This is a genomic window from Pseudomonas sp. SAS7 (genome assembly GCF_052112345.1).
In the GTDB taxonomy this organism is placed as follows: Bacteria; Pseudomonadota; Gammaproteobacteria; order Pseudomonadales; family Pseudomonadaceae; genus Aquipseudomonas; species Aquipseudomonas putida_Q.
The window spans coordinates 1-14725 of record NZ_JBEGGO010000002.1 but is presented as its reverse complement, the minus strand read 5'-3'; the positions used below and the strand labels follow the sequence as shown (position 1 = coordinate 14725).

Sequence of the window (14725 nt, the reverse complement as noted above, 5' to 3'; positions counted from 1 at the left end):
AATGGCAACGCGCCCCGGTCAGGGCGCGTCGCGTAGGTGATACGTATGTATTAAAGACTACTGAACAGCGGGAAAATCCCCATCAGCAGTGCGGCGAGCATTATGCACAGGCACACCAGCACTGCCCACTTGAGCGTGAAGCGCTGATGATCGCCGAACTCGATGCCGGCCAGGGCCACCAGCAGGTAGGTGGAGGGTACCAGCGGGCTGAGCAGGTGTACCGGTTGCCCGACGATCGACGCACGGGCCATTTCCACCGGGGTGATGCCGTAGTGGCTGGCGGCTTCGGCCAGCACCGGCAATACGCCGTAGTAGAAGGCATCGTTGGACATGAAGAAGGTGAACGGCATGCTCACGATCGCGGTGATTACCGCCAGGTATGGGCCCAGCGCTTCAGGGATGACCGCCAGCAGGCTCTTGGACATGGCGTCAACCATGCCGGTACCCGACAGGATGCCGGTGAAGATGCCAGCGGCGAAGATCAGCCCGGTCACGGCCAGCACGCTGCCGGCGTGGGCGGCGATGCGGTCCTTCTGCTGCTGCAGGCACGGGTAGTTGACGATCATGGCGATGCTGAAGGCGATCATGAACAGCACGGGCAGTGGCAGCACGCCGGCGATCAGCGCGACCATCAGGGCGGCGGTCAGGGCACCGTTGAAGTACAGCAGCTTGGGCCGGCGTGCTTCCGGGAATTGCGAAACGGTGATTTCGCTGTGGTCGATGTCGTCGGTGGGCAGGTGCAGTTCGCCCAGGCGGGCACGTTCACGCTTGCCGTACATGTAGGCAATGGCCAGGATCGCCACCACGCCGAACAGCATGGCCGGGATCATCGGCACGAAGATGTCCGAAGGGTCCACATGCAGGGCGCTGGCGGCGCGGGCAGTCGGGCCACCCCAAGGGGTCATGTTCATCACCCCGCCGGCGAGGATGATCAGGCCGGCCATGATCCGCGGGCTCATGCCCAGGCGGCTGTACATCGGCAGCATGGCGGCGCAGCAGATCATGTAGGTGGTGGCGCCGTCACCGTCGAGCGAGACCACCAGGGCCAGCACGGCGGTACCGACCGAGACTTTCAACGGGTCGCCCTTCACCAGTTTGAGGATCTTGCGCACGGCCGGGTCGAACAGGCCGGAGTCGATCATCAGGGCAAAGTAGAGGATGGCGAACATCAGCATCACGCCGGTAGGCGCGAGCTTGCTGATGCCTTCGAGCATCATGGGGCCGATCTTGGCGGAGAAACCGCCGAACAAGGCGAACAGGATCGGTACCAGGATCAGCGCGATCAAGGCCGACAGGCGCTTGGTCATGATCAGGTACATGAAGGTGATGACCATGGCAAAGCCGAGGAAGGTCAGCATGGCAATACTCCAGGCGTGGCGCGGCGAAAGGAAAGTCGATTCGGGCGGATCAGCGCGTCAGGCGCCGTGCAGGGAGCATGCGGAGGGGTACTGCAGGAAGGCGGGCACAGGAATACATCAGAATCACCATTGTTGTTGTTGATTGGGCCGGGCGCGGTGTTTACCGGGTGCCCTGGCTGACCGGTCTTGTGCCGGTAGTGGGGGCTATCCTATGAGGGCAAGCTTTCAGCCAGCTTTCGCTGAGGCAAAGGCGACGAGAGGTAGGTGATGCCGAATGTGACCGAAGGAGGCTGCCATTGCGGCGCCTTGCGTTACCGGTTGGAGGGTGACCTGACAGATATTGCCCACTGCCACTGCACGATTTGCCGGCGGGTAAGCGGCGGGCTGGTGGTGACCTGGGTCACCCTGCCCCGTTCGGGGTTTGTGTGGCTGGCGGGTGAACCGAACTGCTATGTGGCACCGGCCAGTTGCAGCCGGTACTTCTGCGGGCAGTGTGGGGCGCACGTGGCGCTGGTGACCACGCACAGCCCTGAGACGGTTGATGTGACGGTAGCGACCCTGGATCACCCGGAGCGGGTGCGGGCCAACCGGCATATCTGGGTGGGCAGCCGGTTGTCCTGGCTGCATCTGGATGAGGATTTGCCTTCGGAGGCGCAGGAGAGCCTGTAGGCTTTGTACTGCTTGTGCTGGCCTCTTCGCGGATAAACCCGCTCCCACAGGCTACGCATTCCCCTGTAGGCGCGGGTTCACCCGCGAAGAGGTCGGCACCGGCAACATCACAATTGCAGGCCACCGGCAGCTTTGTGCAGCGCCCGCAAATGCTCACCGATCTGCTTCACATTGGCCTCGACCGCGGCAATTTCCTTGGCGCGCGATGGCTCCAGCAGTGCCCTCACCTCTTTGTCCAGGCTGGTGCTCAAGCGCAGCAGCTGCGCCTGGCGTTCGCTGCTGACCTGCTCGAGGTGCTTGCGCTCTTCGGGTTGCGGCAGCCCGTAGCCCTTGGCATCGAGCAACTCTGCCGGGCGGCTGAGGAAACCGCTGTTGGCGAGCATCTGCTTGAGGGTGGCGTCAGCCTTGTTGATGCTGCCATCTTTCAGCGCCGCGGCATTCAGGTAACGTTGCTTGACCTCGTCCTGTGCCAGTAGCAGTTGCCGGCGCAAGCTGGCCTGTTCAAGCAGCAGCAACGCAGCGCTGGTGCGCAGGTCGGCCTTGGCGAACCAGGGGCGGCGCTGCTCGGCATCCTGGGCCAGCCAGTCTTCAACCAGGGCCTGCTTGATCGGCAGCTGTTTCCTCAGTACCTCGAACATGGCCTGGTAGCGGTCGCGGTAAGAGTCGAAGCGGTAGCCCAGGCGCAACGCCTCGCGTGGGTCGTCGAGTACGCTGGTGTCGGCCAGCCCCCTGCCCTTGAGCACGGCCAGCAAACCGTTGGGCATGATGCTGTCGAGGTCGTTCAGGCGTGGGTTGGCGGTGCCGCTGCGCAGCAGTTTCAGTGACTCCACCGCACAGTTGTTGGACAGGAACCAATAGTTGCCGTCATAGCTCCAGTGCATCTCGGCGGCCTGACGCACCAGGTTCTCGACTTCATCGCGGCTGAGCTTCAGGGGTACCGAGGCCAGGCTACGCAGTTCGGTCTTGGTGTATTCATCGATCACCTGGCCCAGCGGCAGTACGAACAAGCGCGAGGGGTAGACACCGATCAGGCCGTCCCAGCTGGACAGCTGCACGTCGTTGACGAAGGCGCGGTACGACAGCACCAGGCTCTGGTCGAGGTCCAGGCGGCAGTCCGGCCCGCGTGGGCGGCCGGGCTTGCAGATCACCAGACGCAGCATGCTGTGGCCCCAGCGGCTGACCAGGTTCTGGTTGGCTTCGGCCAGCAGGTAATCCACTTCATACACCCGCTCGGGGTCGATTTCACCCAGCGGCTGGCGGGCGAAGTCACTGCCCGCGTTGATGAACGGCAGGCCCTTGGCGCAAGTGTCCTGTTGCGGTGCCCAGCCGAAGTGCTCGCGCAGGTATTGGTTCAGCGCCGGGCGGCGGCAGCCGTAGCTCGGGTCGAGGAGGAAGTACTCCATGTTGACCGCGATGTACTCCTTGGGGCTGCTCAGCTCATAGCTGTCGGGGCTGCGCACGAACTGGCCATTGTGCTGTTCGCGCTCGCCGCGTCGGCCCACGTACTGCTGCCAGCCGGCCAGGTCGAGCAGGCGCGGGTCGTCGCTGAGGGTGAAGCGGCGCTCGGCCTGGCCGCGGCATTCTTCGGGCAGGCCAATCTTGCCCAGCGTGCCTTGCTGGCGCTTGCAGCGGGCAATCAGCGAATTGTCGGCACCGGGCCACAGGCGGGCACGGTCGTAGACATGGGTGAGCTCGTGCAACACGGTGGCCAGCAGTTCTTCACGTACCGTGCCATGCGGGCGGTTGGTGCGCTCGGTGGCGGCGCTGCCATCGGTGAGGCCGGGCAGCAGGCGACGGTTGAGTTCGAGGGTGGACACCAGCGATGCCTGGCCGTAGGCGTCGGCAGGCATGTTGTCGCTCCAGCTGACCCGTACGCGGCGGTCCAGCTGTTGCTTGAACCGCGGAGGCAGCTTGCCCATGGCCTCGTCGAGCAGGGCCTGGGTGGCTTGGGTTTGTTGTGGGTCAAGGCCGGATGCCTGCAGCTCAAGCTGCAGGTCGGCCAATGCGGGTGTGCCGAGCAGCGTCAGGACGCAGCCGAGCAGCCAGGCACGTATGCGGTTCACAGCGCGAGGATGGCTTCGGCCAGTACCTGATCGCTGGCGCCGCGGGCTTCTGGCACACGCTCGCGCAGGGTGCTGAAGGCGGCTTCAAGCTGGACACCGCGAATGTCGCCATTGCTGGCGACGAAGCTGGCGGCGTCATCGTGGGCTTCGCGTACCACTTTGGAGTCGCGAATGGACGTGGTGGTGTCTGAGGTGAAGTCGATCGAGCGGCCAAAGGCACGCACGATGATGTTGCTGGTGGCCACCAAGGTCTGTGCATGGGCCAGGTCGGCCAGCAGCAGCATGCCGAGGGTAGCGGCAATCAGCGGTTTACGCATGGAGCATCTCCGAAAAAATACAGGGAGTCAGATGTAGTTATTGGACGAGAATCGCCTGCGCCAGTTCCAGGTCGCCGACGGCGTGCTGTGAACAATTGTGGCGTAATGATTCCAGCGCGGCCTCCAGCCGCACGCCGCGGATCTGGCCGTCGCTGGCAACGAAGGCAGCCGCATCGTCGCGCGCCTGGCGAACCAGCTTGCGATCAAACGGTGCGGTGGTGACCTGGCTGGTGACATAGCCGGTGATGACCAGGCTTTGCGTGGTGGTATCCATGGCATGGGCACTGGCCATGCCGGCAACGGAGAACAGCAGCGGCAACAGATAACGCATGGGCTCTACAACGGCTGGGAACGTGGGCGGCAAAGTCAGGTGCGGCTGTGCTGGGGGTGACCAGCACAGCTGAACGGCTCAGCCGGGCTCAGAGCGCCAGGATGGCCTGGGCCAGTTGCGCGTCGCTGGCCTGCAGGGCCGGCATCTGCGAGCGGATGTGCAGGAAAGCGCTTTCCAGCTTGGCACCGCGGATGTCGCCTTGGCTGCCCACGAAGCTGGCGGCGTCGTCACGGGCGGCCTGCACGATCTTGTCGTCTTTGAAGGACGAGGAGATATCGGAAGTGGCATCGGTGGATGCGGCCACTGCGCCAACGACGGCGTCGGTGGTGACAACGAAGCTGGTGGCGTGTGCGGTGCCGGCCAGGCTCAGCATCAGGGCGGCGCCAATCAGGTATTTACGGGACATGATGGTGAACTCCTGGACTAGGATCGGGTGGTTCTGCTTATCGGACGCTCATACAGCTCGTCGCGGTACGTTTAACAGCGGCTTTCAACAGACTGTTAAGCCAAGCGTATCACGCGCCGTTGTTTGTGGAAGTTAATGAACGGCACGCCAGATAACTGTACTGGCTTGTTTTCAATATTTATAAACTGTACCTGTCAGCCTGAAAACGGCTCTAGCGCGCGGCCTGGAAATAAAAAAACCCGTCGCAGTCACCTGCAACGGGTTTGGGAATTCGCGGTGCCGGCCGAAGCCGGCAAGCCGGAGCTTAGCGCCAGAAAGGCTTGCTCAGCTCTTCGTAACGCTGCGACTCGCTGATACCGGCGTCAGCCAGCAGACGGCCGTCCAGGCGAGCCAGTTGACGGCGGCTGGCCATACGGCGCTGCCACAGCAGCAGGGTGGACAGTGCGCGCAGCGGCAGCGAGGCGTTGGGTTGCTGGGCGTTGCTTTCAAAAACCAGACCGGAACTGAGGGTACGTTCCATGATGCTTCATCCTTCCGCTTATGGCGGGATTAGGTAGTGATTTAACTGATGCCAATGATCCTCCTCTGTTGTCCATAACAGTAGATACAGTTCTATTGAAAGACGATGGCTCAGTTAACTGTGTAACCCTACTGTTGCACTCGAAAATGGCGCAACTGTACTGGTCTGCACGACTATGGTGCATTTTAGGGGCGTAAGAGGGGTTCGAGGGGCGGGGATCGGCAGAAAACCGGTACAGTAGAACAGTTTGTGACGCTTTAGATGGCCGAACTGTGCAGCACAGTCTTGTAGGAGCGGCCTTGTGTCGCGATAGGGCCGCAGAGCGGCCCCAGTAGTGCGATGTCACAGCTGAGTTGGAGAGGGCTACTGTGCAGCCCATCGCGGCACAAGGCCGCGTCTGCATCAGCTAGCCAGCATGCGCCCGGTTTCTTCCAGGTTCTCGTGCCAGCTCAGCGCTTCACGCAGGATGTGCGGCGTGTGGCCGCCACGCTGGCAGGCGCGATCAAAGTAATCGTTCAGCGCAGCGCGGTAGTCTGGGTGCACACAGTTGTCGATGATCGCCCGTGCCCGCTCGCGCGGCGCCAGGCCACGCAGGTCGGCCAGGCCCTGCTCGGTGACCAGGATGTCCACGTCGTGCTCGGTGTGGTCGACATGGCTGACCATCGGCACCACGCTGGAAATCGCGCCGCCCTTGGCAATCGACTTGGTGACGAATACGGCCAGGTGGGCGTTGCGGGCGAAGTCACCCGAGCCGCCGATGCCGTTCATCATCCGGGTGCCGCACACGTGGGTGGAGTTGACGTTGCCGTAGATATCGAACTCCAGTGCGGTGTTGATACCAATGATGCCCAGGCGACGTACCACTTCCGGGTGGTTGGAGATTTCTTGCGGGCGCAGCACCAGCTTGTCCTTGTACCGCTCCAGGTTGCCGAATACGTCGGCATTGCGGCGGCCGGACAAGGTGATCGAGCTGCCCGACGCGAAGCTCAGCTTGCCGGCGTCGATCAGGTCGAAGGTGGAGTCCTGCAGTACTTCGGAGTACATGGTCAGGTCTTCGAACGGCGACTCGATCAGGCCGCACATCACCGCGTTGGCGATGCTGCCGATACCGGCTTGCAGCGGGCCGAGCTTGTTGGTCATGCGGCCAGCTTCAACTTCTTGCTTGAGGAAGTTGATCAGGTGATCGGCAATGCCCTGGGTTTCGTCGTCCGGCGGCAATACGGTGGACGGCGAATCCGGCTGGTTGCTGATGACGATGCCGACAATCTTGGCCGGGTCGATCGGGATGGCAGTGCTGCCGATGCGGTCGTCGACCTTGACCAGCGGGATTGGCGTGCGGGTCGGGCGGTAGGTCGGGATATAGATGTCGTGCAGGCCTTCGAGGTTGGGGTTGTGCGAGAGGTTGATCTCGACAATCACCTGCTTGGCAAAGATCGCGAAGCTGGCCGAGTTGCCTACCGACGTGGTTGGCACGATGTGGCCTTGTTCGGTGATGGCCACGGCTTCGATCACAGCGATGTCCGGCAGCTTCAGCTGCTGGTTACGCAATTGTTCGACGGTTTCCGACAGGTGCTGGTCGATGAACATCACCTGGCCGTCGTTGATGGCCTTGCGCAGGGTGCTGTCGACCTGGAATGGCATGCGGCGAGCCAGCACGCCGGCCTCGGTCAGTTGCTTGTCCAGGTCATTGCCCAGGCTGGCGCCGGTCATCAGGCTGATTTTCAGTGGCGACTGCTTGGCACGTTCGGCCAGTGCATGCGGTACGGCCTTGGCTTCGCCGGCGCGGGTGAAACCGCTCATGCCGACAGTCATGCCGTCCTCGATCAGACCAGCGGCATCAGCCGCACTCATTACCTTGCTGTGCAGGGAGGACAAGCGGATACGATCACGGTACATGGATTGTTATCTCGGGCTACTGAAACTACTGCAGCGCAGTCTAGAGATTTAGCCCATTGCCGTCCCACGACCATGGTCGTATGAGAAGCCTTGAAGTAGAGCCGTTGATCCGGATCAATAAAAGGAAAGCCCCGGCAGAATCTGACCGGGGCTTCCTTTATATCAGTTGGTTTGCAGCGGCGGTTTTCACTCCACCGCCTTCACCATGTCTTCGATGACTTTCTTGGCGTCACCGAACACCATCATGGTCTTGTCCAGGTAGAACAGTTCGTTGTCCAGGCCGGCATAGCCGCTGGCCATGGAGCGCTTGTTGACGATGATGGTCTTGGCCTTGAACGCTTCGAGGATCGGCATGCCGGCGATTGGCGACTTGGGGTCGTTCTTCGCTGCCGGGTTGACCACGTCGTTGGCGCCCAGTACCAGCACCACGTCGGCCTGGCCGAACTCGGCGTTGATGTCGTCCATCTCGAACACCTGATCGTACGGTACTTCGGCCTCGGCCAGCAGCACGTTCATGTGCCCGGGCATGCGGCCCGCCACCGGGTGGATTGCATACTTCACGGTCACGCCGTTGTGGGTCAGCTTCTCGGTCAGTTCCTTCAGCGCGTGCTGGGCACGGGCCACCGCCAGCCCGTAACCCGGGACGATGATCACGCTGTCGGCGTTGCTGAGCAGAAAGGTGGCATCGTCGGCCGAACCGGACTTCACCGGGCGTTGCTCTTTCGAGCCTTGCGCTGCGCCGGCGTCGGTGTCGCCGCCAAAGCCACCGAGGATGACGTTGAAGAACGACCGGTTCATCGCCTTGCACATGATGTACGAGAGGATGGCACCGGACGAACCCACCAGCGAGCCGGCAATGATCAGCATCGAGTTGTTCAGCGAGAAGCCGATACCGGCTGCCGCCCAGCCCGAATAGCTGTTGAGCATCGACACCACCACCGGCATGTCGGCGCCGCCGATCGGGATGATGATCAGCACGCCCATGACGAAGGCCAGGGCCAGCATCAGGGTGAAGGCGCTGTAATGACCGGTGAAGGTGAACAGCAGTCCCAGGGCGATGGTGGTCAGGCCGAGGATCAGGTTCAGCTTGTGCTGGCCGGGGAACTGTACCGGGGCACCCTGGAACAGGCGGAACTTGTACTTGCCCGAAAGCTTGCCGAAGGCGATTACCGAACCGGAGAAGGTGATTGCACCGATGGCTGCGCCGAGGAACAGCTCCAGGCGGTTACCGGTGGGGATCGGGTCGCTGATTGCGGCAACGATGCCCATCGACTGCGGCTCCAGCACGGCGGCGATGGCGATGAACACCGCAGCCAGGCCGATCATGCTGTGCATGAAGGCGACCAGTTCCGGCATCTTGGTCATCTCGACGCGCTTGGCCATGATCGAACCGGCAGTACCACCGACCAGCAGGCCGACGATGACGTAGCCAATACCCGCGGTAGCCAGCTCGGCGCCCAGCTTATAAATGAGGCCAACCGTGGTCAGCATGGCGATGCCCATGCCGATCATGCCGAACAGGTTGCCTCGCCGCGATGTGGTCGGGTGCGACAGGCCCTTGAGCGCCTGGATGAAGCACACCGAAGCGACCAGGTACAGAAGTGTTACCAGATTCATGCTCATGCTTACTTCTGCCCCTCGTTCTTGGCTTTCTTCTTGAACATCTCAAGCATGCGGCGGGTGACCAGGAAGCCACCGAACACATTGACCGCGGCCAGGGCCACGGCGAGGGTGCCCATCAGCTTGCCGGCAGGGGTCACGGTGAGGGCGGCGGCCAGCATGGCACCGACGATCACGATGGCAGAGATGGCGTTGGTCACGGCCATCAGCGGCGTGTGCAGTGCCGGGGTGACGTTCCACACCACGTGGTAGCCCACATAGATGGCCAGCACGAAGATGATGAGGTTGTAGATGCCATGGGAAATCAGCATGTCTTCCATTGTCGTGCTCCTTAGCCGTTCTTGCGGACGACTTGACCATCACGGCACATGAGGCAGGCCGCGACGATGTCGTCTTCGAGGTTGATGACCAGCGCGCCGTCTTTGTCGAACAGCAGCTTCATGAAGTCCAGCAGGTTGCGCGCATACAGCGCCGAGGCGTCGGCACCCAGCTGAGCTGGCAGGTTGGTCGGGCCGACGATGGTCACGCCGTTTTCCTTTACCACCTGGTCAGCAACGGTGAGCGGGCAGTTGCCACCCTGGGCTGCAGCGAGGTCGATGACCACCGAGCCGGGCTTCATCTGCGCGACGGTTTCGGCGCTGAGCAGGGTCGGTGCCTTGCGGCCCGGAATCAGTGCGGTGGTGATGACGATATCCGCCTGCCTGGCGCGATCGTGCACGGCCTGGGCCTGACGTTGCATCCAGCTGGCTGGCATCGGCCGGGCGTAACCGCCAACGCCTTCAGCGCACTCGCGTTCCTCATCGGTCTCGTAAGGCACGTCGATGAACTTGGCACCCAGCGACTCGATTTGCTCTTTCACTGCCGGGCGCACGTCGGATGCTTCGATCACCGCACCCAGGCGCTTGGCGGTGGCGATGGCCTGCAGGCCGGCAACACCCGCCCCCAGGATTAGCACTCGCGCGGCCTTCACGGTACCGGCGGCGGTCATCAGCATGGGCATGAAGCGTGGGTAGTGATGGGCAGCCAGCAACACGGCCTTGTAACCGGCGATGTTGGCCTGAGACGACAGCACGTCCAGGCTCTGCGCCCGCGAGGTGCGGGGTGCAGCTTCCAGGGCGAAAGCGGTGATGCCGCGTTCGGCCATCTTGCCGATCAGTTCACTGTTGAAGGGGTTGAGCATGCCCGCCAGCAGGCTGCCACTGTTGATCAGGGCCAGCTCCTGGTCGTTGGGGGCGACCACCTTGAGTACCAATTGGGCGCCGTAGGCATCGGCTGCGCTCCCAAGGGAAGCGCCCACGGCCTCATAGGCACTGTCCGGAATGCTGGCGTTGAGCCCTGCCCCCCGTTGGACGGTGACCTGATGGCCCTGGCCAATCAGTTTCTTGATGGTTTCCGGGGTCGCGGCGACCCTTGTCTCACCGGTCTGCGTCTCGAGAGGAACACCAATGTGCACGACTATTTCTCCTGCGGTGACCTTTTGTCTTTGTAAGAGCCAGCGCACTTCGGATGGTGCGCTGGGGCGGCTGTGGAGCGCCGACCCGCCGAATCCCGGGCGGGCGAAGCATTTTGCAGACGAACCCTGAGGCCTTCAACCGGTTATGGAGCGAAACGAAGTTAAAACTACAAGTCACCCTGTGACCGCTTGTCGCAGCGGTAAGACTCCAGCCCTTCAAACATGAGCTATTGGGAGATTAGGAGAGAAAATCAAAAATATTTCGGTTAATTCGCTTATTGCACGGTGAGTGTCGCAAAATACCGCGCAAAGCCGCGTGATTAGCAGGGTTAAAGGGAGTTTTTACTCTGGCATAACAGTTTATGCATATGCGACAAATACATATATCTGTAGGTGTTTAAAATAATTAACTACAGAGTCAATTTGTCGCACTTGGTCAGGTTGCTGAGGTGTAGGCCTGGGCCTGGCTAACCAGCCAGTCGCGGAAGGCGCGCAGCGAGGCCGACTCTACCTTGCGCTCCGGGATCATCAGATAGTAGGCCTTGTCGCTGATCAGGGCATGCCTGTTAGCGACCACCAGCCTACCCTCCCCCAGCTCACGCTGGATCAGGAACGGCGGAATCAGTGCGATCCCCATTTCATGTATGGCCGCCTGGGCGAGCATCGAGAATAGTTCATAACGCGGGCCTGTCATGTCGCGTTCCACATTCATCCCCAGGCTGCCGAACCACTGCCGCCAGGCGTAGGGGCGCGTGCTTTGCTGCAGCAGTGGCAGTTGGGCGATGCGCTGTGCTTCGAGCATGCCCTGCCCGGCCAGCAATGCCGGGCTGCAGACGGGGACCGGGTTCTCCCCCATCAGCCGGTGCGACTGGGTGCCGGACCAGTCGGCATCACCGAAATAGATAGCGGCATCGAAGGGGGTGTCGGCGAACAGGAATGGCCGGGTGCGGTTGGTGAGGTTGACCGTGACCTCCGGATGGCGTTGCTGGAAGTCCTTGAGGCGCGGAAGCAGCCATTGGGTACCAAAGGTAGGCACCACGGCCAGTTCGATCACGCTGGCGCCCTGCTGGCCCATCACCGACAGGGTATCGCGCTCTACGGCGTCCAGTTGGGCGGCAACCTGGCGGCTATAGGAAAGCCCGGCCTCGGTCAGCTTCACGCCGCGGCGCGAACGGCGGAACAGTTCCACATTGAGGAAGGCTTCAAGGCCGCCAATCTGCCGACAAACGGCACCCTGGGTCAGGGCGAGTTCCTGCGCAGCCTTGGTAAAGCTCTCGTGGCGCGCCGCCGCCTCAAAGCAAACCAGGGCAGCGGTGCTGGGAATCTTGCGGCGCATGTACGTCAACCTCACTCGTAAGGCTGTTTATAAGGTGTTTTACCGATTTGCGAAGTGACAAATTATCACTAATTGGTGCGCAATCCTCGTTTGTCCCGGCGGCCGATCAGGCCTAGGCTCAAAGGCACAAGAAACTGCCCCCTATTTCGAGGATTTCGCTCATGGCCGGTAAAGCAAGCTTCCACTGGATCGACCCGCTGCTGCTGGATCAGCAGCTCACTGAAGAAGAGCGCATGGTGCGTGACAGCGCTCATCAGTTCGCCCAGGACAAGCTGGCCCCGCGTGTGCTCGAGGCCTTCCGCCACGAGCAGACCGACCCGGCGATCTTCCGCGAGATGGGGGAAATTGGCCTGCTGGGTGCCACCATCCCCGAGCAATACGGCGGCAGCGGGCTGAACTATGTGTGCTATGGCCTGATCGCCCGTGAGGTTGAGCGTATCGATTCGGGTTATCGCTCGATGATGAGCGTGCAGTCGTCACTGGTGATGGTGCCGATCAACGAGTTTGGTACCGAGGCACAAAAGCAGAAGTACCTGCCCAAGCTGGCCAGTGGCGAGTGGATCGGTTGTTTCGGCCTGACCGAGCCTAACCATGGCTCCGACCCTGGCTCGATGATCACCCGCGCCAGGAAGGTCGACGGCGGTTACCGCCTGACCGGGAGCAAGATGTGGATCACCAACAGCCCCATCGCTGACGTATTCGTGGTCTGGGCCAAGGACGATGCGGGGGATATCCGCGGCTTTGTCCTGGAAAAAGGCTGGCAGGGCCTCAGCGCCCCGGCAATCCATGGCAAGGTCGGCCTGCGCGCCTCGATCACCGGTGAAGTGGTCATGGACAATGTGTTCGTGCCAGAAGAGAACATCTTCCCGGATGTGCGCGGCCTCAAAGGTCCGTTCACCTGCCTCAACTCCGCCCGCTATGGCATCTCGTGGGGGGCGCTGGGTGCGGCCGAAGCCTGCTGGCACACCGCGCGTCAGTACACCCTGGACCGTCAGCAGTTCGGCCGCCCTCTGGCTGCCAACCAGCTGATCCAGAAGAAGCTGGCCGACATGCAGACCGAAATCACCCTGGCACTGCAAGGCTGCCTGCGCCTGGGGCGTATGAAGGATGAAGGTACAGCTGCTGTGGAAATTACCTCGATCATGAAGCGCAACTCCTGCGGCAAGGCGCTGGATATCGCCCGCATGGCGCGCGACATGCTGGGTGGCAACGGCATCTCCGATGAGTTTGGCGTGGCCCGTCACCTGGTGAACCTGGAAGTGGTCAACACCTATGAAGGTACTCACGACGTGCATGCATTGATCCTGGGGCGTGCGCAGACCGGTATCCAGGCCTTCTATTGATAAGGAGCCAGCCCATGGGCGCGCTATCACATCTGCGGGTGCTGGACCTTTCGCGCGTGTTGGCCGGCCCATGGTCTGGCCAGATTCTCGCTGACCTGGGCGCTGACGTCATAAAGGTGGAGCGCCCGGGCAGTGGTGACGATACCCGCGCGTGGGGGCCTCCCTTCCTCAAGGATGCCGAGGGTGAAAACACCAGCGAGGCGGCTTACTACCTGTCGGCCAACCGTAACAAGCGGTCGGTGACTATCGACTTCACCCGGCCTGAAGGGCAGCGCCTGGTGCGTGAGTTGGCGGCGAAGTCCGATATTGTCATCGAGAACTTCAAGGTGGGTGGTTTGGCGGCCTATGGGCTGGACTACCAGAGCCTGAAGGCGATCAACCCGCAGCTTATCTATTGCTCCATTACCGGTTTTGGTCAGACCGGGCCGTATGCCAAGCGTGCGGGTTATGACTTCATGATCCAGGGGCTGGGTGGGCTGATGAGCCTGACCGGCCGCCCGGAGGGTGAGGAAGGCGCCGGGCCGGTCAAGGTGGGTGTGGCGCTTACCGACATCCTTACCGGGCTGTACTCCACGGTGGCCATGCTTGCCGCCCTTGCCCATCGGGAGCAGACCGGGGCAGGCCAGCATGTCGACATGGCGTTGCTCGATGTACAGGTAGCCTGCCTGGCGAACCAGGCCATGAATTACCTGACTACGGGCAACCCGCCTCGGCGCCTGGGCAATGCGCACCCTAATATAGTGCCCTACCAGGACTTCCCGACGGCGGATGGCGACTTCATTCTTACCGTGGGCAACGACAGCCAGTTCCGCAAGTTTGCAGAAGTGGCCGGGCAGCCACAATGGGCGGACGATCCACGCTTCCTTACTAACAAGCAGCGGGTGGCCAACAGGGCCGAGCTGATTCCACTGATTCGCCAGGCCACGGTTTTCAAGACAACCGCCGAATGGGTTGCCCAGCTGGAGGCTGCTGGGGTGCCGTGCGGGCCTATCAATGACCTGGCGCAGATGTTCCAGGACCCACAGGTGATGGCGCGTGGGTTGGCGGTGAACATTCCGCATCCATTGGCGGGTAGCGTGCCGCAGGTAGCCAGCCCTATACGGTTGTCGGAGACGCCGGTGGAGTATCGACGGGCGCCGCCGCTGCTGGGTGAGCATACCGAGGCGGTACTGGGGGAAGTGCTGGGGCTGGAGGTGGGTGAGGTGCAGCGCTTGCGCGAGGCCGGCGTGCTTTAGAAACAGCTGGTGCTATATAAAAGCAGGGAGGCCGCCAGGCCTCCCTGCTTTGCTTTTCAGCGATATTAAAGTTTCTTGAAATTAAAGGTTGACGAGGTTTCGAATCCCCTTATAATGCGCCCCACTTCCAGCGACATCGGAACGACAAACTCCTTGAGATTCAATGAGTTAAGTAGTA

14 protein-coding genes are annotated in these 14725 nt (G+C 61.8%); 3 read left to right on the top strand and 11 right to left on the bottom strand.

Translation table 11 applies throughout. The annotated features are described in order from the left end of the window. Positions 1 to 50: 50 nt before the first annotated feature. Positions 51 to 1358, bottom strand: a complete 1308-nt coding sequence (locus ABI582_RS03580) for a CitMHS family transporter (protein ID WP_016497440.1) — start codon at positions 1356 to 1358, stop codon at positions 51 to 53. Between the two features lie 267 nt (positions 1359 to 1625). Between ABI582_RS03580 and ABI582_RS03575 the strand changes: the two genes are divergently transcribed. After that, positions 1626 to 2027, top strand: a complete 402-nt coding sequence (locus ABI582_RS03575; protein WP_338745724.1) for a GFA family protein — start codon at positions 1626 to 1628, stop codon at positions 2025 to 2027. Positions 2028 to 2134: 107 nt separating this feature from the next. Here the strand turns inward: ABI582_RS03575 and ABI582_RS03570 are convergent, their stop codons facing one another. The 10 genes from ABI582_RS03570 to ABI582_RS03525 all read right to left on the bottom strand — a co-directional run bounded on the left by ABI582_RS03570 (position 2135) and on the right by ABI582_RS03525 (position 11969). Beyond that, positions 2135 to 4090, bottom strand: coding sequence for a DUF7844 domain-containing protein (locus ABI582_RS03570; RefSeq protein WP_442118437.1), 1956 nt, complete (start codon positions 4088 to 4090; stop codon positions 2135 to 2137). After that, the gene (locus ABI582_RS03565; protein ID WP_019473446.1) at positions 4087 to 4407 is read right to left on the bottom strand and encodes a DUF2388 domain-containing protein; all 321 of its coding nucleotides are present in this window, start codon (positions 4405 to 4407) and stop codon (positions 4087 to 4089) included. Before ABI582_RS03565 ends, ABI582_RS03570 begins: the two co-directional genes overlap by 4 nt. Before the next feature lie 37 nt (positions 4408 to 4444). Then, a complete protein-coding gene (locus ABI582_RS03560) occupies positions 4445 to 4738 on the bottom strand; it encodes a DUF2388 domain-containing protein (protein ID WP_016497444.1) in 294 nt (97 codons plus the stop codon). A gap of 88 nt (positions 4739 to 4826) precedes the next feature. Further along, on the bottom strand, positions 4827 to 5144 hold the full coding sequence (locus tag ABI582_RS03555) for a DUF2388 domain-containing protein (RefSeq protein WP_043198703.1): 318 nt from the start codon (positions 5142 to 5144) through the stop codon (positions 4827 to 4829). Positions 5145 to 5448: 304 nt separating this feature from the next. Then, the gene (locus tag ABI582_RS03550; protein ID WP_338745726.1) at positions 5449 to 5664 is read right to left on the bottom strand and encodes a DUF1127 domain-containing protein; all 216 of its coding nucleotides are present in this window, start codon (positions 5662 to 5664) and stop codon (positions 5449 to 5451) included. Between the two features lie 402 nt (positions 5665 to 6066). Further along, entirely contained in the window at positions 6067 to 7560 is a 1494-nt protein-coding gene (locus ABI582_RS03545) for an acetyl-CoA hydrolase/transferase family protein (RefSeq protein WP_063424583.1), read from the bottom strand. A 186-nt stretch (positions 7561 to 7746) separates the two neighbouring features. Continuing rightward, the gene (locus ABI582_RS03540; RefSeq protein WP_016497448.1) at positions 7747 to 9183 is read right to left on the bottom strand and encodes an NAD(P)(+) transhydrogenase (Re/Si-specific) subunit beta; all 1437 of its coding nucleotides are present in this window, start codon (positions 9181 to 9183) and stop codon (positions 7747 to 7749) included. 2 nt (positions 9184 to 9185) lie between these two features. Beyond that, a complete protein-coding gene (locus ABI582_RS03535; RefSeq protein WP_016484308.1) occupies positions 9186 to 9500 on the bottom strand; it encodes an NAD(P) transhydrogenase subunit alpha in 315 nt (104 codons plus the stop codon). Positions 9501 to 9511: 11 nt separating this feature from the next. Beyond that, positions 9512 to 10633 (bottom strand): Re/Si-specific NAD(P)(+) transhydrogenase subunit alpha, encoded by a 1122-nt coding sequence (locus ABI582_RS03530; RefSeq protein ID WP_442118436.1) that lies wholly within the window; start codon positions 10631 to 10633, stop codon positions 9512 to 9514. Between the two features lie 436 nt (positions 10634 to 11069). Next, positions 11070 to 11969 (bottom strand): LysR family transcriptional regulator, encoded by a 900-nt coding sequence (locus ABI582_RS03525; RefSeq protein WP_026034664.1) that lies wholly within the window; start codon positions 11967 to 11969, stop codon positions 11070 to 11072. A 161-nt stretch (positions 11970 to 12130) separates the two neighbouring features. Here ABI582_RS03525 and ABI582_RS03520 point away from each other — a divergent pair, with 161 nt between their 5' ends. Continuing rightward, positions 12131 to 13312 (top strand): acyl-CoA dehydrogenase, encoded by a 1182-nt coding sequence (locus ABI582_RS03520; protein WP_442118435.1) that lies wholly within the window; start codon positions 12131 to 12133, stop codon positions 13310 to 13312. A gap of 14 nt (positions 13313 to 13326) precedes the next feature. Further along, a complete protein-coding gene (locus ABI582_RS03515) occupies positions 13327 to 14547 on the top strand; it encodes a CaiB/BaiF CoA transferase family protein (protein WP_442118434.1) in 1221 nt (406 codons plus the stop codon). Positions 14548 to 14725: the final 178 nt, after the last annotated feature.